Raw genomic sequence first — 22,534 nt, 5'->3', positions numbered from 1 at the left:
TCAGTCAAATTAATTTATTTTTCTATCTGAATACTTTGTCAGACCATAATAGAACAGATATGAAAAAACAAAAGTTATTGTTGAGATAATAATCACATTTAATGTAATTTCAATTGATGTCAAAGTGGTTATTATCTCTACTAGTATTCCCAAAATAATAAATTTTACCACAGTAACTCTACTTAACTTGCTTACAACGATAGCCCCTAGAGGTGCTACTATGGTTACAATTGGTATGGCTAGTGGAAAATTAAGCATAGCCTCACCTGCTAGTGAACCTGCAAAGATAAAGCGACATGTTAAGCCGATGATAGAATTGATAGCCATAATAATGTCAGAGGTGGGATTTATTACTTTTTCATCAAGCTTGTATAGTATTGTGATGATAGAAAATGTAAATATATCAATCCCTGTTCCTAAAATTGCAGAAAAACTTCCCCCTACAACACCTACAATAAAGAGGACAATCATATCATTTTTTGAAAAATTAGATATCACTTCTCTATATTTGTATCTTCTTTTCAATACAAAATTATTAATAAACAGTGCTACTCCAAATGAAGTAGTCATTAATGTAAATAACAATTTCATCATCGATGGAGAAATAAAGGGAACAATGAATATATTAGAAAAAATTATCCCCACAAATCCCCCTAATGAACTGAATAACACGACTTTTTTTTCAATTTTTATCTTTCTTAAAAGAATAGATATACTTGCAAATGTCATACCAAACGACTGAATTGCAAAACCAAAATCTCTGGCTTCTGCTGGAGCCATTTCTAATACTTTACTAAAAACTGGAAATGAAATAGCCCCCCCCCCTACCGGTGCAAACCCCGAAACAAACCCACCAAATATCATTGTAAGAGGAATTGGGAAATGAGTTAGATATCGATCGAATCCTACCTTCCTCATAATAAATGTAGCCCATATTATTAAAAGAACAATATACATCGCGGCCCATATTTTTCTCTCCCTTTTTGCATAATAATCATTTAGCTCCAATTACTTCATCCTTCTTCCTACTAAATATTCATACAAGTTGGGAGGTGTCATACAATCCTCAGCTTCCCAAATTTGATAGTTAGGCAAGATTTCAAAAATATCCCTATCAACATTCAACGGATCTTCATACTCTTCCTCTGGCATCACACATAATGTATCATGATCGCGCTTCATAACAAGCTGCCCATCTTCTTCTAGAAGGTAAATAGCATCCCAATCCACAATATCATTTTTATATTCATAATAATTCAACCTTACGATGATATCGTTTTTACTTTTTCTTTCACAAACTTCGATATCTGAATCTAATACTCTTTTTCCTCTATCAATACTATTCCGATAACCAAAACAATTAGTAACAAAAATTCCTCCTGGTTTTAGGTATCTAGATAAAAATTGAAGTGATCTATTGTAATCATACATACTAATTGGAATGAATAATAAAATTACAACATCAAATTTTTCCTGTTCTCTAAGGCAATTTTCAATATTATCTGGAATTAAAAAATCACATTCATGCATCTCCACTTCTACTCCATGACTGTTGATATACTCTGATGCCATTTGCACGGAAAGTGCATCTCTTTCTAATCCCACAACATCGTAGCCAAGTTTGGCCAAATCAACTTCATGTCTTCCAGTCCCAGCCCCTAATGAACATACACGCTTGCCTCCTGATTCGAGATGTGTTTGAATATAATCATGTAGTATAGGATCAAATGTATCGTATTGTAAATATTTATCCCTAAATAAATCTAAACATTCAATTACTCCTTTGGGATAACTTACTTCCCAACTATCCATTGCTTTTCTTCCCATTAATTATCTTCCTTTCCATAAACAGTAATTTCACCATTTAAATAAGATACTTTAATTTTTTCTAACTTACTATTTTCAAAGAAAACTTTTCGTACAATTTTTGGTAAAATATATTTTCTACAATTTTTTAAATAAAAATTAACTGAATCTTCCGAATATTCCGAACTTATTTTTTGTAAATACACATATACGGATTTATCAAGTTCAATATCCATCTTTCGTTTTTTCATCATTGTGCTGCAAGCATCCCTAATAAAATTTAGTATAACTTCTCGAATCTCATTCATAGATGCTTCTCTAAATTCAATCACATCATCCATAAATAAATATAATTCTGAAGTAAGTTCATCCTTAATATTATTGTCGTCGAATATTATTATCACATCTTTAAATGATACAAGCTCACCGCTAGCATCTATTGCATATCCATATTCCAAAATTTGTAAAATAAATCTTTTGATATCATCATGCGCGAAAACAATATCATGAAAAACTAATATTGTTCGAGAATTATTTTTTATCTTATCTAGTAAAATCCCTCCATTTTCACTTCCCGAGTATCCTGGCGGTGGTCCCAATATCTTGGATAAACTGTGCTTTTCTTGATACTCTGCTAAAAAAATATTAATTACATTATTGTATGATAATTTTTCACTTAATGTAGATAAAGTCAATTTTTTCCAATATTTTTCCTTCCCTAAAAAACATATATTACATTTAGTCGAATCGTTCACATCTAAAAAGAAGGCTGGTTCCAATATGTTCATTAATTTAGAAACAACATCTTCTTGGCTCTTCATAGCTTCATTTAAAGTATGTCTTATATCTGTTAAACATGAATATATATTTTTCCCATTATCTATAATATTTTCTTTATTTAAACCTATTACTTCAATATCTTTTAAAGATACATCAGTTTCATTGTTCATATTACTATTTACTCCCAATTCATCCATTAAATCTATTGCTTTATCAGGAAATTTTCTATTCGGGAATATTTTGTTTGCCATCTTAACTATCTCATGAACTACTTCGTTTGAATAATATACTTTATGATAAGCTTCAAAGTACTTTTTTATTTTTACTAGCAATGCTTCTGTCTCTTTTTCAGTAGGTTCTAATACAATTATATTATCAAATCTTCTAGACAGTGCTCGATCATTTTGCAAATACAACTTATATTCAGATGTTGTAGTAGCCCCTATACACTTAATTTCCCCTCTGGCCAAAGCGGGTTTAATAATATTAGAGAAATCCAAATTACCATCACTGCCCGCACCAACTATTGTATGAATTTCATCAATAAATAAAAGGATATTTTTATCAGAAATACTACTAATTAATTCTGTTACTCGTCCTTCAAACTCTCCCCTGTTGGAACTACCCGCTAACATCTGAGAAATATCTAATTGTAAAATTTTCATATCTTTCATTTTTTCAGGTACTTTTTCTTTAGAAATAAGATACGCGAGCTTTTCAACTATTGCAGTTTTACCAACCCCAGCTTCACCTAAAAGCAATACATTATTCTTTTTCTTCCGAAGAATTACTGATACTATTCTATTGATTTCATGATTCCTACCAATCACCGGATCTAAGTTGTTTTTCTTGGCCGACTCAGTAAGATCTTCACAATATGGGAATACGTTATTGGATTCTTCAATTTTATTTACATCATTAACTTTACTTTCACTCTCTTTGCCTCGGGGCTCGCCTAAATAAATTTGGAAAAGTCCCAATATAAATTTTTCTAAAGTAGTATTCGGCTTGCATTCCTTTATATAGCGAAATAATTCATTATCGATAATTATTGTAGAATCAGTTTTAGAACTAGTTAAAAACTTGTTTTCCTCCTGTAATTCATTAAGTCTGCATAATCGTCCAAGTCCTAAAGACTTACTACTGTATTTATCTTGATATATGAAAAGGATGTCTTCTACTTTTAAAAATATCTTGCCTCTATTTAAAATATAACTTTGGCTATCCATTAAAAGTTCATTCAATAAATGATCCTCAAATTTTCGGATAATTCTCACCTCTTTCAAAAATATCTACTATTTTTTTATTAAAAGATAATTTCATTCCTATATAGGTTAATGAAAAACCAAAAAGCATTCCTAACAATATACCAAACTCTGAAAAAATAATTGAAAAAATATGAGAACTTCCGACACCAATTATCCAATACATTAGAAATACCATGTACAAAGGAGTTTTTACATCTTGAAATCCCCGCATTACCCCAGCTAACATGACAATGAGGTTATACACACACAATATTAGACAGACTATAAAGAGAAATGCTTGAGAGAGAAAATAAACTTCTGATCCATAACTTTGTCTCCCTATAATTAAAAATATCATCCACTTGTGAAAGAGTAAGATCGATAGTACAGAGAAAAAATTATAAGCTAACGAGATTAATTTCATTGATTTAATTCGTCTAAAAAACAATAATTTATCCTCTTTTTTTACTGCTTCTCCAGTTTTTACCGTAAGAATTTGAGATACTCCTACTGGATACATATAAAATAGATTTAACCAATTTATTGCAACTCCAAAAGCAATTACTGCGTTGCTTCCATATTTAGCTAGTAATATATTTCCATATGCAAAAATTAAATATTCTGAAAAGAATATGATTCCTGTTGGGATACCAAACTTAAAATACTTGAAAACAATTGATAATTTAAACTCAGATAATTGTAAGATATCTTCTTTCAGCTTACCCTCTTTACTAATTTTTATAACTACTAAAAATAAAATTAAAGCAATCCAATTTGTTAAGCTGGTAGAATATGCACTCCCTAATACACCAAAACCATTAAAATTTCCAAAACCAAAAATAAAAATAAAGTTTAGAATTGTATCCAGAATCAGTGAAAAAATTGAAATTGAGATAGTTAACTTAACCTTATCAAAACAGCTTAATACATTTCTCAACAATAAGAATAGAACCCATGGAAATACACCTGGCATTAATCCTAATAAATACTGAGCAGTTAATTGAGTCAACTCAGAATTAGCATGGGTTACATTAAGAAATTTACTAGTAATTAAGACATAGGCTACCATCAAAATTGTTAGAAGAATACTGACAAAGTAACCACTAGATATAATTTTCTTTACTTGATTGTCTTTATTATTACTAATCAGGATAGTCACTGATAAAACTACTCCCATACAAAACAAAAGACCTAAGTTATAAATTGATGATCCTAATAAACCAGCAGCTAGTCCAATTTCACTACAGCGGCCCATCATTATTGAATCGAAAAGATTTAATAATACTTGTGATAGCTGTGCAATTCCTAAACCTAGCCCTAAGGTTGCAATAGATTTTGTCTCTTTTAATATTGTTTTACTCACTATCTTCATATTGTTCAACTTTCGTTGTTTGCATCATCCCAACCTGAACTTCACGTTTTTCTTGAATAATAGCATCTTTAAGTTGAGCAAATTTATTTTCTGTCGAGCTATAACTATGAACAATAAACTCAGTAAATCTCTTATTTTTAATTTTTGCAGTCATGTGTAAAATACCCATTTCTTCTGGTAAATAACCTAGTTGTACGCCCGTTTCTTCAAAATACATATCAATGATGTCATCATCTGCTTCACCTGTTCCAGAAATAATTGAGATATTCTTTAAATTACTGATCCCTTCCATAGGAGAGTTTAATACATCTGAAACAAGATATGGGTTAACAGGCTCTTGAAATAATGGATGATATATTTTAGCATCTTTAGAAAACAACGATGTAAATAAATCCATATTATTCGATTCCCAAGCCACTCCTGCTAGTTCAGCTAAATCTTGTGCCTTCTCTACTTCAATACCTTCAATATGACTAAAAGTCTTTCCTTTATTTTCACTCTCAACTATCTCATAACCAAATACTTCAAATCTAGTAAACTCAAACTCTTTAATGTATGCTGTAATAATCATTTTTCCTTGATATTTTGGAACATAACCACAGTTAAAACCAGTATCAATGAAACTCATTTTTATAACATCATCAACACCTTCACCAGCTCCACTAATATGTTCGTATCCAACATATTCACTAACCCCTTTTACATTACAATTCAAGATATTTACAATTGTTTTGGGTGACACCTCTTCTGGAAAAAAAGGATGCTTAATTACTGCATCTTCGGAAAATAATTGTGTAAATTCTTCACCTCTATTATTTCCCCATGCTTCACCTAATAAATTAGCCATTTCTTTTGTAGTTCGTTTTTTTTTCATACTTTTTCATCTCCGTTCAAATTTCAACTATGTCATAACCATATGCTTCTAGATAATCGACCTGACAGTTTTTAACATTTACACGAACATTCATAACTCCTCGTTTGCTTGGTTCATATCCAATCAAATCTCCTGTTTCAATAAACTTAAGTTCTAAAATGTCATTTTCTCCATGACCACTGCCTTGAATAACATCATATCCGTATAGCTCAGTTGTTCCTTTCACATTACAGTGCATGATATCAATCACTACTTCTGGCTCAAATGGTTCACTGAACAACACGTGTTTGATTAAAGCCTTCTCTGTAAACAGTCCCAAGTATTCAGAACTCATATTACTTCCCCAAAAATTCGCAATTGTTTGAGCCAATTCGATTGAAGTTCTTTTTTCTATTCTCCTATCAAATTTCTCCTGTCTTTCTTTAATTCTTTTAGTCTTTCCACCCAAAATTCTAATTTTACTAATTTTATGCTTTTTAATTTCAAATTCCATGCACATAATACCGACATAAGAAATATCAGGAACAAGTTCCCCACTATCAACAATTTCAATATAAACCTTATCTCTTTTTCCATTACCATTTCCTGATTTAAGTTCTATTTTTTCAATTTGAGTTGTCCCAGAAACTGCTGTGTTCATTACTTCCATTGCATCAAGTGGAGAAATTGGTATTTTAAAATACGGATGATATATTTTAGCATTTCTATGAAATAATTTTAAAAATTCACTTAATCCATTATCTTCCCAAGAACTTGTTAACTTTTCTAGTAATTCTAATGAAGTATTTTTTACTTGCATTTTTTCACCCTCTCTAATAACATAATTTCTATCATTTCCGTATCTTCAAAATCAACATAGAAAATTTGATGCTCCCCTATTGTTGGTAATCCTAATACTAAGGGGGAAAGATTACTTTCTTTTTCACAAAATATGGTAATTGGTATATTCAAAGCCGATGCCCAACCAATCTCAATTAGTACTCCATCTGATATATATTTTGAAATAATTACAACCATATGACTTGAATTAGATACCCCATAAAAATCAAGAGGGGTACACTCAGAAGGTGACATAATTGTTCGCCCCCAGTTTTCTCTATCAATAGCTAAAAACACTTCGTATCTTTGTGAAATTAAACACTCTTGTATTCTACTAATTTTTGTCGCAATATCAGTGTGCATTAATCCAGTTTCCTTATTTAAAGAATTAGTTATCGGCGTTGACAGAAAGATTTTGTCCAACTTCTCCCTCCTTAAAATATTTCAAACATATTTTTTCGTTACTCTCAATCAAATTTAAAACATCTCTAGGACGCTTTCTTTTTTTTCCTACTACAAATTGCGAAGTCTTTGGATTATTACTAATTCCATCTTTAGAGTATGCTAAAACATCAGATGAACCTGGGCTAATGACACTGACAACGGGAAGCACTTGGCTTATAATTTCAAGACTTTCTCTTGTGGATATAATAATATGACACCATGGAATTTGTTTTTTTATTTTCTTAAGACACTCAATAAATTCTTTATCCGAAATTGGAAATTTATTATCATAACCAATTATTCTAGGTACTGAAATTAATATGTTGCATTTATATTTTCCCCGTAAAGAGATTGCATGGCTAACTAAAGAATCTATATCTTCATCAACAGGGGCTAACCCTAATAAGATTCCAATATTAATTGTTGTAAATCCGCTTTTTAGCCATCTCTCTGGTGTATCTAATCTAGTATTGAAGTTCGACTTGGGTATAAGAGAGTCTGTCCTTCCAAAATATTTATGATAAACCTTTTCATTATAGGTCTCTTGAAAAATTGAAAGTCCTAATTTATTAGGGTCTACTGTATTTTTATAAAATGAAGCAATTTCTGTTTCACTTAGTGAACCTATATTTATTAAAACTTTTTGAAATCCCATATCTAATGCTTTATTTATGGTCCACTGAACTTTATTTAGATTCTTGTTCCTGTATTCACCACTCAAATACTCACCTGACAAAATCATAATTGATGAAACTTTTTCTTCTTTCAAAATTAAGATTAGTTGCTTCTCAATGTCCTTCATAGTTCCATCAATCCGCAACAAATTTGAATTAGAACATCTCATATTACAAATAGAACAATTAGAGTCACAATAGTTTGAAATGTACAATGGTAATGCCGCTTCTATCACTTTTATCATACTTTATGACTTTCTTCTTCAAACTCATAAAACCGTTCTGGTAGTTTATCTCTTAGAGAACAACCCCAAAACTGGCTTAGTCCTCTATTTGAAAATGAAAAAAAGGTTTTTGAGATATTATCGATATAATACATTCCCTCTTTTGTGATTTCTAAACTATCCGTTGTTAATTTAACGTATCCTAATTCTTCAAGCCTGGTTATCTCATATTTGAAAGTCTGATCTAGTCCAATGCCAAAAGTATTTTGATAAACATCTAGTGGAATAGTTAGACATCTTGCTCCTAAAACTAAATACCTTGACATCGCATCATTTATATCCCATTGCTTACCCATTAAAATTGGCATTTTATTAGACTTCATAAGCTCAATATACTTTTTTGGATCATGTATGTTTGCCCATGTAAATCCATTGAAACTTTCTGAGAATGCTCCCGCTCCAAAACTCAAGTTATAACTTTGAGCAGCTCCCCAGAGATCTCTGATCTGTCTATTTTCATGCCCTTTTTTTGAGTAGTCTGGTTGGGCAACATGAACGAAATCATTATTAGTCAAAAAAGTATTGATGTAATAAAACATTTCTTTTTCAATTTTTTGTTGTTCTTTGATTTGTTGTATTGATTTTAATTGTCTAACTTCTGGATCTAAAGCATATACACTTAACCCTTGTATTCCCAAATCGACTGCCATCTCAAGATCTTTCCTTAGATTATCAATACTTTGTTCTGGCAAATTATACATAATATCGCAAGCTACTGTATTAAAACCAACACCTAATGCATCTGATATAACTTTTATATTTTTTTCTGGAATTTGTAATAATCCTAATTTTTCAATATTTTCTTTTTGAAATGATTGAATTCCAAATGATACCCTATTAATTCCCGAATCTTTAATTTGTTCGAGATATTTATTGTCAACAGTATTTGGATGACATTCTAAAGTAATTTCACAATTTGAAGCTAAATTATAACTCCAATTAATTACTGACAATATTTTTTCTACATGATAAGGTGATAATAAGCTTGCTGTCCCTCCACCAAAATATATGGATGTTACAATGCTTTCTTTTGAAATTTTATGGTGAGAATACGTTGATATTTCTTTAATAAGCATTTCTACATATTCATCCAATTCTCTTTGATCTAATTTTTCATGTGTAAATGGACACATACTACAAATAAATTTGCAATAAGGTATATGAACATATAGTGTAAGAGTATCACTTAGTTTGGGGATTTGTTCATTCTGTGACCAAATGTTTTGTGTATTAAAATTTGATAAATCTAAGGGATAACACCATGTATAACAATCTCCTCTTTTATCATAGTCTAAAATTTCAGAAGAACTATACTTGTTCATTAAGTTGTTTCCTCCTTTTCTTTTCTTAGATCAATTATCCTTTTTGTTTTTCCTCTTTGTGTAACATAAATTTCTGATCTATTGATCTCAACTCTAAACCTTAATGCTCCAGCTTCTTTTGCACTATTCAAGTCTTCCGATGATTGCCACAAGCAATTTTGCACATCATTTTCTAGAACAGATACATTTTCTGGTGTCTCTGTTAATTTAATTTTAACTTTAATTTCTTCTAATCCAGGTACAATTGTTGAAATATAAATTTGATAGTTTTCAATTTCTCCTAACTTCTCTTTTAGAAGTTTTTCGATTTGATACGCTAAAATAGTTACTCCATCAAATATATTAAATGCATCTCCTGCTCTTCCTATGCTATGAACTAATGGATAAGATTCTCCACAAGAACAATTTGACGCCTCAATCTCAATAATATCTCCTAGCTTGTACCTAATTAGAGGTGTCCCAATTTGATAGAGAGAAGTAATAACAGCTTCGCCAATTTTGTTTCCTTTTTTTGTGGGAGCTACGCCAGGAATGTCAAGTAATTCTAAATAGAATACATCATCAAAAAAATGAATTCCCTTATGCTGTTTGCAATCACCTCCTAAACCATCCGTTTCTTCACTTCCATAAAAGTTAAAAGGATAGACATTGAAATAGTTCTGTATGAGATCAATCCCTTCTTTGGTAACTGGCTCACCAGCTAGAATCACAGACTTTACGAATGGTAATTCATTTATATTTCTTACCTTCAGCATTTGGATTATTACCAAAACTCTTGATAATGATGTACAAATTACTGTAGGTTTAAAATTAAGAATAGACTCCAAAAACGCTTCATTCGAAATCGAAATCCCAATAGGTATTGATTGGATTTTTAATATTCTTGCTGCTTCAAAAACTAAATATCCAAAGTGAGCCATTTCAAAAGGTTGACCTATCATTATAGAGTCGGAACATGTTACTTTTGCCATTTTAAGAAGTTCTACTAACTTTGAAATTCCTCGATCAGTATCTTTTTCATCTCTATAAATGACTTTCGGTTTTCCAAGGGTTCCACTACTGCTACTTACCCTATACGGTCGAACTGTACTTGGAATCATCTCCTTACTGTTCAAAGTAATCTCTTCAGCAGTCAAAAGAGGTAATTTTGAAAAATCTTCAAATGTATTTATAGAATTTATATCATGACCTTTATACTTATCATTATAAAAAGAAGAATTTTGGTATGTAAATTCAAGTATCTTTTTTACTTTTTCAAAATTATCCAAATTCATTATTTCCCTCCATATCGTCAATTAAATTCATAATTTGATTACAAACAAAATCGATAATTTCTTTACCCATTTCTTTCGTTGCTCCTGAAGAACTTGATAAAGATCCTGTTTTACTAACATTTTTTTGCATTATCGGATACGAATAAAATGAATTCTCTATACCCTTATTTTCTACACTTTCTTCTACGTCAACTGTATCTGGATTTATCACCATCTGAATAGACGTTTCAACCATTCCTGCGTGCTCAAGACTCCAATTTACAAATTTTCCATTAGTAACAATCGAAATAAAACTATCTGGAAGTACATCCCACCAATTCAATGCCATTATTTTAATTCCATTCAGTTGCCTATCCTCCTTAAGCTGTTCGATTGCCTCAAAAATAAAAGCTAGGTTCTCGTAGTGACCATTTAAAATAAGAATTTTACTAAAACCGTTTTTTTTATATGATTGGATCAATTCTTTAGTTAAAACCATAAAGGTATTCACAGAAAGATGAATATTTCCCATGAAACTATCTCCTCCTCCACTATTTGGAAGAGATCTAGTTGAATAAATTACAGGCGGAGCAACTAGATGATTACATCTTTCGGCTATTTCTAAAGAAATGCTTTTAGCAATATCTACGTCTACAGAAAGAGGCAGTCTTTGCCCATGCTGCTCTATACTTCCAAAAGGAATAATCAGCCATTTATCTTTGTGCTTTTCTAGTTCTTGTGTCTTTAAATTAGCTAGTTTCATCTTCTACCTCCAGTAATCATATTTATATTGAGAAAGGCTTTGGATGCTTTTAAGTCCATAAAAGTATAATGAAGAACATAGACCTGTTGCATTTGCACCAACTGCCAAATAATCTTCTATATCTGAATTCTTCAAGACTCCCCCAACTCCAATGATTTCACCATTATATCCATTTTGCCGAATTTCATTTATAGCATGCAAAACAATTGGCTTTATCGAAGCCCCAGAGTAACCCACCTCTTCGATTTTACCGTTAACAATAGAGCTTGCTTTAAATGCATCACTTATGCAAATTGTTGAAATTCCCTTTTCACTTAAACTACTGACTTGTTCTAAATAGTTTTGATCAGCAGTAAGTTTTACAGATAACTTAAGATTAGTTTCATTAATTATAGCGCTGGCTAGTTCATGAATAGAGGAACTACCTGTATCATTGGGGCATACGCCTCCTAGCTCTATCGCAGAAACCCCTAAAGCTTCAATTGATTTAGCCATATAAACTATTTCTTTCTCGTTCCTTGCAAATATACTGGGAACAATGTTTTTTTCCAATCTCACTAATTTCGAAATAATAGACAACCATTGATCAAAAGTTTTTTGTGAATACATAGTTGTATTAAATAGGCTTAGATCTTTTTTTACTATTTTCCCTGATAAACTTTCCTCGTTACAGATTGTCTTTGTCACAACAATTTGTGCTCCATAATCAAACATTTTTAGTATTTTATCTAAGCTATCACTAAAGTTATTTGAAGAGATTACTATTGGATTAGATATTGGGAATCCAAGAATTTCTTTTCTTTCACTACTTTTCAACTGGTAGTGACCAGCTTTCTGCTACACTTAACGGAATATCAATACTATTTTGATACATATCCATAACCATCATCCCTTGATGGAAAACTTCATGAGAAATAATATTAACAAAATGAATTTCAGCAGGAATATTCATATCAAACCAAAAAATTTCTTCTCCTACTTGATCAGATATGCATATTTTCTTGAGTACTTCATCAGATTTCATTAGTTTTTCTTTTAACTGTTGTTTACTATAATTTTCACTTTCTTCGAATTTTTCTGATACTTCTGAAAAATCCATCACTTTTGTAGCAAAAGCATTTGAATAAGCTTCTAAAACACTCGCCATCTCTAAAAAATGCTTAGAATATGTGTTTAGACCAGGTCTCTTCCAAAGTCGATTCAACTCTGATTCAGGTAATGAGTCCAAAATATCATAAGTTAGTGCACGGTTAGCTAAAAATGTTTGTAACAAGTATTCGTTCATAATTTTATTCTCCTAACTCTTTTTTTATATTATTTAAATGAAAACACAAGTTCTTACATCTATAATTTATCGCCTCTTCATCATAGTCATTTTTCAAATTACAAAATTCACAAATATTTATTGGTAAATTTTTACTATAGTAGATTGACTCTTCTGGAATTATAGTTTTTTGTTTCAAAGTAGTTAACTTTTCAATAACTTTCGTTACACAATCCAGGTCGTATATTGATGCAAGTCTATCTTTACTTTTCCACATGACAGGACATGCCATTATATTTCCATTAGGGGAAATTTTTAAAGTAGGATTATCAATGCAACTACTGAAATTATTATTTATAGTTGATACTAAATTATTCACAGTGTTAGAAGAAATATAAATCTCTTCCTCATCAGCCATCATATTAATTAGCTCATTCTCAATACTATTTAGTTCCTCAACATTTGGTACAATATCAATGTTTTTGATACAATTCCCTTCATGTATCAATGTTGGAAAATGTATTGAGCTAACACCCAAAATCTTTGCCATCTTTATCAAGGAATGCACTTCGTGAATGTTGTGTTTTGTTATTACCATAGAAAAACCTATTTGCTCACCAAAACCTTTTTTACAAAGATTCACAATTCTCCTATACACCTTTTGAAAAACACCTTTTCCACGCATTTTATCAAAACTTTCTTCTTGAGCCCCATCAAAACTAAATTGAAAAAAAACATCTTTACTATAAGTTAGCATTTCTATATAGTCTTCATCTTTCAATAATGTGCCATTTGTTGTAATCAAAACTTTTCCATCTTTAGAGAATTTTTCAATGAGTAATTTGATTTCCGGATACAAAAGAGGCTCTCCACCGGTAAGAACACTATCTGTTCCAAAAGCTGATTTAGCTTTTTCACGAAATAAAATTAAATCTTTAATAGGTAAATATAGATTTCTATAATTATTTCCATTATTAAAACAATGTTTGCATCTTAAATTACACGCTTCAGTTAGTTCAAAATAAATCCGATTTGATTTCATAAAATTTTCTCAACAATTCCTTTCTAGCTTGATAAGATAAGCTGCCCAAAATAGATAGAAGCAAGACCGGCATATACTTTATCCAAATCCTTATAAATGGTTCTTTTATTTATGTGGTACTTATCAGCTAACCAATCATATTTGTCTCCAATATATGATTTTTCAGGAGAAATTTCTTGTTCATTGATATAGAGTTCCGAAAAAATGTTGATTCTTCTAATAGCTTCTCCTTGATTAGATTGTATGCAATTTTTCTTGTATATCTCATATGCGTGATGAAACCTTGAATATATTATGTTCAATTTAGGAGATTTGAGATACATTAAATTTTCAATACTGCTACCCTTCTGACAAAAACAAAATAATGATGCATTATCCTCTTCGGCATATAACGAGCATCTTAGTTTATTATCACCATATCCAATAGCAATATATTGCTTGATCTCTCTATATCTTTGGGAAATATACTTAATGCTCTCAATATTATGCTTTTCAAAGTTTGATTTTTTATTTTGATTAAGAAAATTAATAGCTGACTTCAAACCAACAGCAATTGCTTCTTCAAGCAAAGCCTCATCAAAGGAGTCCCTCATTTATTCTTTCCTCCATTATCTAAAATTTAGAGCATGTTCATGACCATGCTCTTCATCAAAAAATTACACCGCAGATTGCCAACCTGATTTACAATTATTTTTTTTCATAATTTTCTTCCACATACTACAATCACCTCCTCCTACTTGGCTGCCTAGTGACCTCATCATAAAATAGATTTAATTAAAAACATACGCCTCAATTATGCCTTACACTAAATAATAAATAAAAATCCTTTTAAACATTAAATCTTTTTTTTTATTTCCCATATGTTACAATATATATAAAAGGAGTGTATAAAATGATAAATAGTACTATCAATGAATTAAAGGCAATTTCATCAGAAAAGTATAAACAAAATGTTATCAGAATGGGGATTCCTCTGGAAAGCACTATTGGTGTTCCTACTCCTGAATTAAGAAAAATTGCGCGTAAAATACCAAAAGAATTGCGAACAAAGGAAACAGTAAAAGCCTTTTGGGTCACTGGTTATCACGAAGCTAAGATAATTGGTACTTTACTAATGACAAAATTAAATTATTCAAAACAAGAAATAAATTGGTACATGAATAAAATTGAATCTTGGGATCTATGTGATCTTTTTTGTAAATCAGTACTCATTAATTCCAAAGACTTCGACTACTATATTTCTTCTTGGATAACAGATAGCAGACTGTACTATAAACGTGCTGCATTTACACTTATTGCATCTATGTCCACTCATTCGGCTATATCATTAAATGAAGTCAAAAACTATTTAACATTTATTTCAAATAATTCTGATGACGATAGATTATTAATAAAAAAGTCAATTTCATGGGCTTTAAGAGAATTAGGAAAAATTGATGAGCAAGCAAAAGAAGCAAGTATTACAGTGGCTAATGAGCTGCTACTTTCTGGAGACAAGAATAAAATTTGGATTGCAAAAGATGCTTTGAAAGAACTTGAATTGTTGATACGTGTTGAAGGTAGAAGTCGTCTTATTTCTAGTAAATCCAAAATGGGGCAAGAAGCATTATCAACCAATTAAAGCATGCAAAATAAACGGCGTAGGTATCCTTGTTAACCAAGATACTTATGCCCCTTATTCTGCACTATTATTTTTTTTATATAATGATGTCTAATTATAATTTAACGTAATACATCATACTTTCAAATTCTTCTAAAATATCCCTATTTATGATACGGTTCTGCGTATCACAAGTGAATGATATTTGCGAAATCCTATGATATCTATTGACTTCTTCATCTGATAAACTTCTGTAGTCATAAGATATCCTCTAAAATTTTTTAGCTATATTTTTTGCGATAAAAACTAATACAGCCGTACCAGCCATACCACTTACAATTTTCGTATTCTTTTTGAACTCTTTATATAAACGCTCATGCTCTCCACAAAATAGAGTTTTTTTAGAGTAAGTTTCTTTCTTACAGCTAGGAAACTTACATATTCTTAATTTCGATTCATTCATGACTTTCTCCCTCAATTTGATTATTTTTTATACCTCTAATTAAGTCGGTAATTTTATTCGTGATATCTAATGATATCTCATTGAATCTTCCATCATAACCTTTATGCGCATTATCCATAAGCCAAGCTATACTTCTACCACTGTTATCAATTTCTTTTAACAAAATCTGCTCAATAAAAGATTGATAATTAGCCAACGTCGCTAATAATGAATTTTCTTCACCTAATGCAGTGTATGCAATAAGATTCAACTGAACAGCTGAATTTAGATAGCCAATTGAATTTTGTAAAATGTTTTCGATTCTTTTTGCTTCTTTTGTTTTTGTCTTCAAATCTATAAAACTGTTAGCATCTAAATGTATTGAAAACATTAACTTAGCTATTGTACTGTTGCTTATTTTTATAGCTTCTATCAATAATTCTTGCCTTAACTTATCATTTTTAGCAGATAATCCCTCAATCGTAAATTGACGCGCACTAAAAAAACCAGCGTACCTATCATTGTATTGCCCTTGTTCAACACGCTCTACCAGTTTATTTAAATCCTCAATTTTCTCAGTAATTACAGCTAACTGTCCTTGTATTGCTGATAACTCTGGCAGATTACCTAAACCTTGAACAGTCCGTTGGTCAAGTGTAACAAAATTTTGATTTTTGCCTGTCACTGCATCTTTGATCACAGCGTATGTTTCGCCAGTTTTTTTCCTTATACCAAACTCCCACTCACCTGTTTTTAATTTTTCTTTAGTGTAATCTGACAAGTTTGCAACATATTCTATTTTCCTATTTCCAATAAGTTCAGACATTAATTTAGCTTCAGATATATTCCTAAAGATACTCTGCTTAATATTATTATTCAGAAATATTCCTGCTGTTTCTTGAAGGGGAGCCAATGAAAAAGAAGAGAAATCATAATTATATAAATTTTTATCAGTTACATCAATTGTAGTCATTTGATCTATAGGTAAAACAATTTCAAAATCATTCATTCCTATTCTCCTTATCTTTGATATAGATATATTATATCATGTATAAAAAGATACTTTTTGGACAAATACAAAAAAACTACCTAACAAAACTTGTCAAGTAGCTTAGAAAAAATATATCTATTAACTTTGGTCCTCATACCTTTTTTGAAGATAATGGTCGTCCTCTCGTATATGTTTATAAATATAAAATTTCTTCTATATTACAAATAACTAAATAGCTAGCATTCCTACCAGAAAAACGGTCTCCATAGTACAAATTCGCTTGCGATAATATTCTGCGTATCTTTTTCGTTTTGCGATTTTTTCGAAGCTCTAGTAAGTATATTTGATTTATTCAATGTAAATAATTTAGAATAGTATTGAACACTAAAATTACGATAGGAGTTTTGCTTATGTTATCCTTTAATATTGATATCCTAACACTGCCACAGGTTAAAGAACTAATCACTTCTACAGATGACACGCAACACAGTCAAATTCGGGTAAGTAAAGATGGTGAAGTATTTGTATCTAGAACTATTGGATCCAAAGACATAGAGAATCTGCAATTTCGTTATGAAACTTTCGATGCCGGTAATGGTTATATCGGAGAAAAGGCAGCTTCGGATGATCGTTATGTTGAACAAATCTTCAATTTCCTTAAATCTGATTGGGAACATGGTAGAGTTGGATATTTAGATAATCACTAGTTAACATTTTAATAATAGTTAAAAGTTAAAATCTAAATTATTAAAATATTGAAAAACGATTAGAATTAGACTATCCCAGCAATGAGAACAGCTGCTTTTAATCGTTTTTTGAATTAATAATATTTTATAAGATCATTAAGACTTAATTATATCCCTTATTCAGACTATGGTTGTTTTCTGTTAGCATATGGCTTCTTTAATACATGTTGTTCTTCTGCGGATTACGAATGAATGATATTTCAATTCCCTCATTTCCCATTAAGAATCCAACTCTATCAGTAACTAAATATGCTGTTTTCAAACAAACGAAACATCTTTTTAATGACAGTATAACAATTCACTATACTAGTTTTAAACATTTGGAGCAAACTCAAATGAATGATATTATTTACAAAAAAAAAAAACTATGTTATTGTTACTTAAAAAGGAGTTTTGTAATATGATTCGTTTTGCTAATCCTGGATCAGACATAAACCAATTGGTAAAGATATTTAAAACATTATTCTCACAATTATCTGACTTTGATACTTTTGATTTAAATAATATGGCAGATATCATGACTTCAACTCGAATGGCTTCTTCTAAAGGTTATATAGGAGAAGAAGCATTAAAAAGATCTTACTCTATTAAAGATACTAGTAGAAATCCCCTTTATAATCAAGCAAAAATGTATGCTGAGATATATAGGTTACTTGGATGGATTATTTCTAGTGAAAACTCTTCATTGTCCTTTAAGTTCACTTTGTTGGGTTACCATGTTGCTATAGCAGAAAATAATACCATTGATATAGTAAATCAATCATTTTTAGGAATCAATTTTCCAAACAATAATGTCAACGTAAAGTTTACTAACATCTCCGCTCCTTTTTTTTCAATTCTTGAATTTAGTGAGAGACTAGATGGTATAATTCGAAGAGATGAAATTATTGTAGGCCCTTTAAATATGAACAATAGTTTCGATAAAGAAGAAATCAATGAATCTATAGACGTTATCAATCAAATTAGAAAAAATAATCACTATATAGAAGATGAGTTATCGAAAATCTCTAAACTTAACAATTCAATTTCTATAAATACTATGAAAAACTATACTCGTATAATTATTTCTGAGTTAAAACACAGCAATTGGTATACAAGATATGTTCTAAAAAATGATAAAAAAAACTTAGAATACCTAAAATTAACTGAAGAAGGAATTAGCGTACTAAGTAGAATGCAGCAGAAAGTTTATATAACTTATAAGGATTTAAAAGATAAAAATTCTACACAAATATCAGCACTATGTAAGTGGGGATTTACTAACTTTTTGAAAGATTCTAATTTTGAAGTATCTGAAGAATTAATTAAGTTAGAACCTGAGCGTGCTGAAATTGAAAGTTGTTTCAAAACAGATAATATTTTTTTTAATCCTTTTCAGGTTTTATCATTAGAAGAATTAAATAGATATTTTCCCGAATCAAATATTAAAAATACAAGTGGCATACTAAATTTTAGTCTAGGTGATATCTCTGAAATTTACACTCCAAATATAGATAAATTTAAAGTGAAAAATCCGATATATACCGAGCAACAATCCAAAAATAATAGTGAGGAGCTATTAGCAAAAGCTTTGATTGATTGTGATAAAAATGTTAATAATTCTGTTGTACTGTTATTAAAAACGATTGAAACTATGAAACAAAAAGATTTTTATCCACTAATTGCTGATTTATTATCAATAATATTTGATATAAATGCACGACTACCACAAGCCGGAGTTAATAATGAACGATTTGATGTTATTATCGACAGTTCCACACACTCTGTCCCTGTTGAAGTCAAGTCCCCTACTGAAGAACTCATGCTTTCTACAAAATCAGTTCGTCAAGCATTGGAAAACAAAATTATTTTATTGTCTAGAAAACATTATCAGACAACATACAGTATGACTTCGATGGTTGTAGGTTTCAATATTCCCAATGACCGTTCTGATGTTTTTAGATTAATTAATGATATAAAAGAAACATATAATATCAACATTACTTTACTTGATATAAAAACACTTTTAAATACAGCACTAAACTGCATCGAAAATAAGAAAACTTATTTACTTGAGAGTTTAGACAATGCTCAGGGGGTCCTTTACTTTGAAAATATTTAAACCTAAAAAATCAAATAGCTCAACCGACTTGGTAGAAGCTCTTGAGCAATTACTTGAGAACGACTTGCCTTTAGATGAAAAAATACTTAATTTAATTAATTCATTTGAAGATATTACTCTTAAGATAGGAAAAAAAGAACAATTAATAAAATTACTTTTGAATAAATTAAATTACGATATTAATTTTAGTAGAGTTGGTGATAATAATGAAAGATACGACGCCATAATCAAGTTGATAGATAGTGATAAAACTGTACTTGTAGAGATTGAAATCCCTTCAACAGCAATGCTTGACGCTCCAAGAAATTTATTAGATGATGTTGCAGTTTATTGTAATCGATACGATACAACAATAAATAATATCATCCCTGTTGTATTTTGCTGGGCTTACCCTAATAATAGGACAGACTACTGGAATGTTGTAAATGACATTTCAAAAGTAATTGATATTCGCATTAATACAATTTCAGTAGTAGCTCTTGCTTGCTATTATTGGACGGGTTTACCTTTTGATATTAGTTCAAGTGACTTTTACTTAGACACTACCAATAATAAATTAGACACACTAACTACTTCCCTTAAGAAAAAAAATGTTAATATACAAATTTTATCAGGATTTCTATCACCTATAAAGTAAACAAAAAAACACTAGTAGTTGTAACTTAATACAACTACTAGTGTTTTTTTAAACTTTGTTTAATCTATCTTCCGTAATATCAATCCATTTTTTTTCCAGCTCAATACCTATCCATCTTATAAAGTGACCTTCTTTGTTTAACTTCTCGCAACAAACCCCCAACGTTCCTGATCCATGAAAAGGATCCAATATCGTCCCCTCATACTTTCCATCCTTATTTTTAGGACAGTAAGCTTTGATTATCTCAGTTATAAGACTTTCTGGTTTTTGAGTTGGATGTTCTGTCCTTTCTTTAGCAAATTTTTTTCCAGCTAGAGTAGGAAACTGCCAAATATCTCCTCGAAGGGCACCCTTAGGATTTGGTCTCCATTCCTTTTTATTACCATTCTTATCTTTGTAATAAACTGGAGTTTTCAATCTTTCAATACTCTTATACGGCACTCTAACATCATCAGCATTGTACGTCCATTTCTTTGGTGAATTAGAAAACCACAAAAACGGTTCATACTGAGTGGCTGGAACCTTTTTGCTTCTGGAGAAACCATTATCATAATTCCATATATTCATACCCCTATAATACATTTTCTCTTCATACATCATTACTTGTAAAAAACCAATATATTTATGGATACCAAACCACAACAAGCTTCCTTCTCTTTCTAATAGCTTATGACATTGCTCTATTCTCGAACGATTAATGCTTAAAAATTCATCTATACTTAATGAATCACTATCATTTCCAAAGTCTTTACTTAGGTTATATGGAGGATCTGTTAATATTAAATCAAACTTTATTTTTTCTTTAATCAAATCAGACATTATTATACTACTATCTCCCATATAAGCTTTATTAAATGTAAAACTCATTATTTGTCCACCTTTGTCTTTCTAAATAATAAGATGTATTGGTGATGAATATTTTCAACATAAGCAAAAGGATAGCCATAAGGCAATAGCGATTTATGATTTTGTAATAAAACTTTAACTCCCTGCAGGCTAAATTCATACCTTTCATCTAGATAGAGTTTATCTAATTTTTGAATTAAATCACTATGAAAACTAATAAATTTGCTCATATGTCTAAAATCAGAAACTATAATAGCAATATATTTATCAGGTTTCAATATTTTTCCAGCTTCTTGAAATATATCATTTGTCATTATATCTAAAAATTCATCATACGACTCGACATTTCCTAGATCATTTTTGTTATCAGAATAATTTGTCGCTAAATCATTAGCTATTCTTTCCTTTTTTACTTTATGGTCGGCTTTCTTATTTAAAATTGCCCAGTACGGTGGACTAGTAACAATGAAATCAACTGAGTCTCTATTTAATCCTTTTAAGATTTTTCTTGAGTCACCAGTAATTATCTTATGTTGCTTCGATACACCTTCTCCTACTTCAAATTCTAATCTTTCTTCAGATAGTTCTGACCATTTTGGAGATAATTCAATCCCTATTCCTTTTCTATTGTTAATAGCTGCAGCTTTTAAAGTAGAACCTACCCCTGAAAAAGGATCCAGTACAACATCACCTTTTTTTGTAAAAAATTTAATCAACCTTGAAATATCTTGAAAAGAGAATGGAGCTGGATGTTGTTTTTCTATCTGGGCATGTGGATGTTTTTTCCCAAGTCCTTTCTGAAACCAAAAACTTTTCGTTTCAGGCATCCATTCTTTGCCTGTAAGGTCATTTAATTTGTTACGCTTATCATATTTCCCTGGTTCCTTTTCTTCTTGTTCTCCTATTTCTTTATCTACCGTGTCTAAGTATAATCTCAAAGCATCCTCTTCAAGTATAAATTCTTCGTCAGCTACATTAAAAATTTCTATCCTAGTTTCTTTTATTATAGAATTTAGATTTTCTCTACTTATTTCAAAATTATTACAAATCTCATCAATTGCAATTAGTTTATTCATTCTCATAACCCCTTCTCTTGAATTCTTCCTTAATCTCTATGAGCGCAGTTTACATTATAGCATAGCTTTATTAATTATTGTAAAACCTCTATTTTATACATCTTTTTGTTACGCACCTCCCTAACAGTTCCCCTAGCGATTATGAACCGCT

Annotated in this window: 23 protein-coding genes; 4 read left to right on the top strand and 19 right to left on the bottom strand. The window is 30.4% G+C overall.

Annotation, left to right across the window (positions count from 1 at the left end):
- Nucleotides 1–9: 9 nt before the first annotated feature.
- The 15 genes from JZO69_RS01430 to JZO69_RS01360 all read right to left on the bottom strand — a co-directional run bounded on the left by JZO69_RS01430 (nt 10) and on the right by JZO69_RS01360 (nt 14,537).
- On the bottom strand, nt 10–1,008 hold the full coding sequence (locus JZO69_RS01430) for a sulfite exporter TauE/SafE family protein (protein WP_207111132.1): 999 nt from the start codon (nt 1,006–1,008) through the stop codon (nt 10–12).
- Entirely contained in the window at nt 1,009–1,827 is an 819-nt protein-coding gene (locus JZO69_RS01425) for a class I SAM-dependent methyltransferase (RefSeq protein WP_207111131.1), read from the bottom strand.
- Nucleotides 1,827–3,830 (bottom strand): AAA family ATPase, encoded by a 2,004-nt coding sequence (locus tag JZO69_RS01420; RefSeq protein ID WP_207111130.1) that lies wholly within the window; start codon nt 3,828–3,830, stop codon nt 1,827–1,829. The genes JZO69_RS01425 and JZO69_RS01420 overlap by 1 nt, the downstream gene beginning before the upstream one ends.
- A 10-nt stretch (nt 3,831–3,840) precedes the next feature.
- Nucleotides 3,841–5,196 (bottom strand): MATE family efflux transporter, encoded by a 1,356-nt coding sequence (locus tag JZO69_RS01415; protein WP_207111129.1) that lies wholly within the window; start codon nt 5,194–5,196, stop codon nt 3,841–3,843.
- Nucleotides 5,189–6,079: a hypothetical protein gene (locus JZO69_RS01410; protein WP_207111128.1), complete on the bottom strand. Its 891-nt coding sequence runs from the start codon at nt 6,077–6,079 to the stop codon at nt 5,189–5,191. The genes JZO69_RS01415 and JZO69_RS01410 overlap by 8 nt, the downstream gene beginning before the upstream one ends.
- Before the next feature lie 16 nt (nt 6,080–6,095).
- Nucleotides 6,096–6,878: a hypothetical protein gene (locus JZO69_RS01405; RefSeq protein WP_207111127.1), complete on the bottom strand. Its 783-nt coding sequence runs from the start codon at nt 6,876–6,878 to the stop codon at nt 6,096–6,098.
- Nucleotides 6,869–7,321, bottom strand: coding sequence for a hypothetical protein (locus tag JZO69_RS01400; protein WP_207111126.1), 453 nt, complete (start codon nt 7,319–7,321; stop codon nt 6,869–6,871). Before JZO69_RS01400 ends, JZO69_RS01405 begins: the two co-directional genes overlap by 10 nt.
- Nucleotides 7,287–8,144, bottom strand: coding sequence for a hypothetical protein (locus JZO69_RS01395; RefSeq protein WP_207111125.1), 858 nt, complete (start codon nt 8,142–8,144; stop codon nt 7,287–7,289). The genes JZO69_RS01400 and JZO69_RS01395 overlap by 35 nt, the downstream gene beginning before the upstream one ends.
- 113 nt (nt 8,145–8,257) lie before the next feature.
- Nucleotides 8,258–9,622: a coproporphyrinogen-III oxidase family protein gene (locus JZO69_RS01390; RefSeq protein ID WP_207111124.1), complete on the bottom strand. Its 1,365-nt coding sequence runs from the start codon at nt 9,620–9,622 to the stop codon at nt 8,258–8,260.
- Entirely contained in the window at nt 9,622–10,896 is a 1,275-nt protein-coding gene (locus JZO69_RS01385; RefSeq protein ID WP_207111123.1) for a phenylacetate--CoA ligase family protein, read from the bottom strand. The genes JZO69_RS01390 and JZO69_RS01385 overlap by 1 nt, the downstream gene beginning before the upstream one ends.
- The gene (locus tag JZO69_RS01380; RefSeq protein ID WP_207111122.1) at nt 10,883–11,638 is read right to left on the bottom strand and encodes a creatininase family protein; all 756 of its coding nucleotides are present in this window, start codon (nt 11,636–11,638) and stop codon (nt 10,883–10,885) included. The genes JZO69_RS01385 and JZO69_RS01380 overlap by 14 nt, the downstream gene beginning before the upstream one ends.
- Nucleotides 11,639–11,641: 3 nt before the next feature.
- Nucleotides 11,642–12,454, bottom strand: a complete 813-nt coding sequence (locus JZO69_RS01375) for a beta/alpha barrel domain-containing protein (RefSeq protein ID WP_207111121.1) — start codon at nt 12,452–12,454, stop codon at nt 11,642–11,644.
- Complete coding sequence (locus JZO69_RS01370; protein ID WP_207111120.1) at nt 12,444–12,923, bottom strand: hypothetical protein; 480 nt, start codon at nt 12,921–12,923, stop codon at nt 12,444–12,446. The genes JZO69_RS01375 and JZO69_RS01370 overlap by 11 nt, the downstream gene beginning before the upstream one ends.
- A 4-nt stretch (nt 12,924–12,927) precedes the next feature.
- On the bottom strand, nt 12,928–13,944 hold the full coding sequence (locus JZO69_RS01365) for a radical SAM protein (protein ID WP_207111119.1): 1,017 nt from the start codon (nt 13,942–13,944) through the stop codon (nt 12,928–12,930).
- 23 nt (nt 13,945–13,967) lie between these two features.
- Nucleotides 13,968–14,537 (bottom strand): hypothetical protein, encoded by a 570-nt coding sequence (locus JZO69_RS01360; RefSeq protein ID WP_207111118.1) that lies wholly within the window; start codon nt 14,535–14,537, stop codon nt 13,968–13,970.
- A gap of 299 nt (nt 14,538–14,836) precedes the next feature.
- Between JZO69_RS01360 and JZO69_RS01355 the strand changes: the two genes are divergently transcribed.
- Complete coding sequence (locus JZO69_RS01355; RefSeq protein WP_207111117.1) at nt 14,837–15,565, top strand: DNA alkylation repair protein; 729 nt, start codon at nt 14,837–14,839, stop codon at nt 15,563–15,565.
- Nucleotides 15,566–15,815: 250 nt separating this feature from the next.
- Here JZO69_RS01355 and JZO69_RS01350 read toward each other — a convergent pair whose 3' ends face one another.
- Nucleotides 15,816–16,007 carry a hypothetical protein gene (locus JZO69_RS01350; RefSeq protein WP_207111116.1) on the bottom strand — a complete coding sequence of 64 codons (192 nt, stop codon included), beginning with the start codon at nt 16,005–16,007 and terminating at the stop codon, nt 15,816–15,818.
- The gene (locus JZO69_RS01345; protein ID WP_207111115.1) at nt 16,000–16,995 is read right to left on the bottom strand and encodes a hypothetical protein; all 996 of its coding nucleotides are present in this window, start codon (nt 16,993–16,995) and stop codon (nt 16,000–16,002) included. The genes JZO69_RS01350 and JZO69_RS01345 overlap by 8 nt, the downstream gene beginning before the upstream one ends.
- A 392-nt stretch (nt 16,996–17,387) precedes the next feature.
- Here JZO69_RS01345 and JZO69_RS01340 point away from each other — a divergent pair, with 392 nt between their 5' ends.
- The 3 genes from JZO69_RS01340 (at nt 17,388) to JZO69_RS01330 (ending at nt 20,461) form a co-directional block, all read left to right on the top strand.
- Nucleotides 17,388–17,684, top strand: coding sequence for a hypothetical protein (locus tag JZO69_RS01340; RefSeq protein ID WP_207111114.1), 297 nt, complete (start codon nt 17,388–17,390; stop codon nt 17,682–17,684).
- Nucleotides 17,685–18,123: 439 nt separating this feature from the next.
- Complete coding sequence (locus JZO69_RS01335) at nt 18,124–19,824, top strand: hypothetical protein (RefSeq protein ID WP_207111113.1); 1,701 nt, start codon at nt 18,124–18,126, stop codon at nt 19,822–19,824.
- A complete protein-coding gene (locus JZO69_RS01330; protein ID WP_207111112.1) occupies nt 19,811–20,461 on the top strand; it encodes a hypothetical protein in 651 nt (216 codons plus the stop codon). Before JZO69_RS01335 ends, JZO69_RS01330 begins: the two co-directional genes overlap by 14 nt.
- Nucleotides 20,462–20,509: 48 nt before the next feature.
- Here JZO69_RS01330 and JZO69_RS01325 read toward each other — a convergent pair whose 3' ends face one another.
- Together JZO69_RS01325 and JZO69_RS01320 are read right to left on the bottom strand one after the other, a co-directional pair.
- Nucleotides 20,510–21,328 carry a DNA-methyltransferase gene (locus JZO69_RS01325; protein WP_207111111.1) on the bottom strand — a complete coding sequence of 273 codons (819 nt, stop codon included), beginning with the start codon at nt 21,326–21,328 and terminating at the stop codon, nt 20,510–20,512.
- Entirely contained in the window at nt 21,328–22,383 is a 1,056-nt protein-coding gene (locus tag JZO69_RS01320) for a DNA methyltransferase (protein WP_207111110.1), read from the bottom strand. The genes JZO69_RS01325 and JZO69_RS01320 overlap by 1 nt, the downstream gene beginning before the upstream one ends.
- Nucleotides 22,384–22,534 lie beyond the last annotated feature (151 nt).

The organism is Candidatus Enterococcus ikei (assembly GCF_017316105.1).
Taxonomy (GTDB): Bacteria; Bacillota; Bacilli; order Lactobacillales; family Enterococcaceae; genus Enterococcus_L; species Enterococcus_L ikei.
Note: the sequence above shows the minus strand (reverse complement) of the source record. Positions and strands in the feature narration are given on the sequence as shown.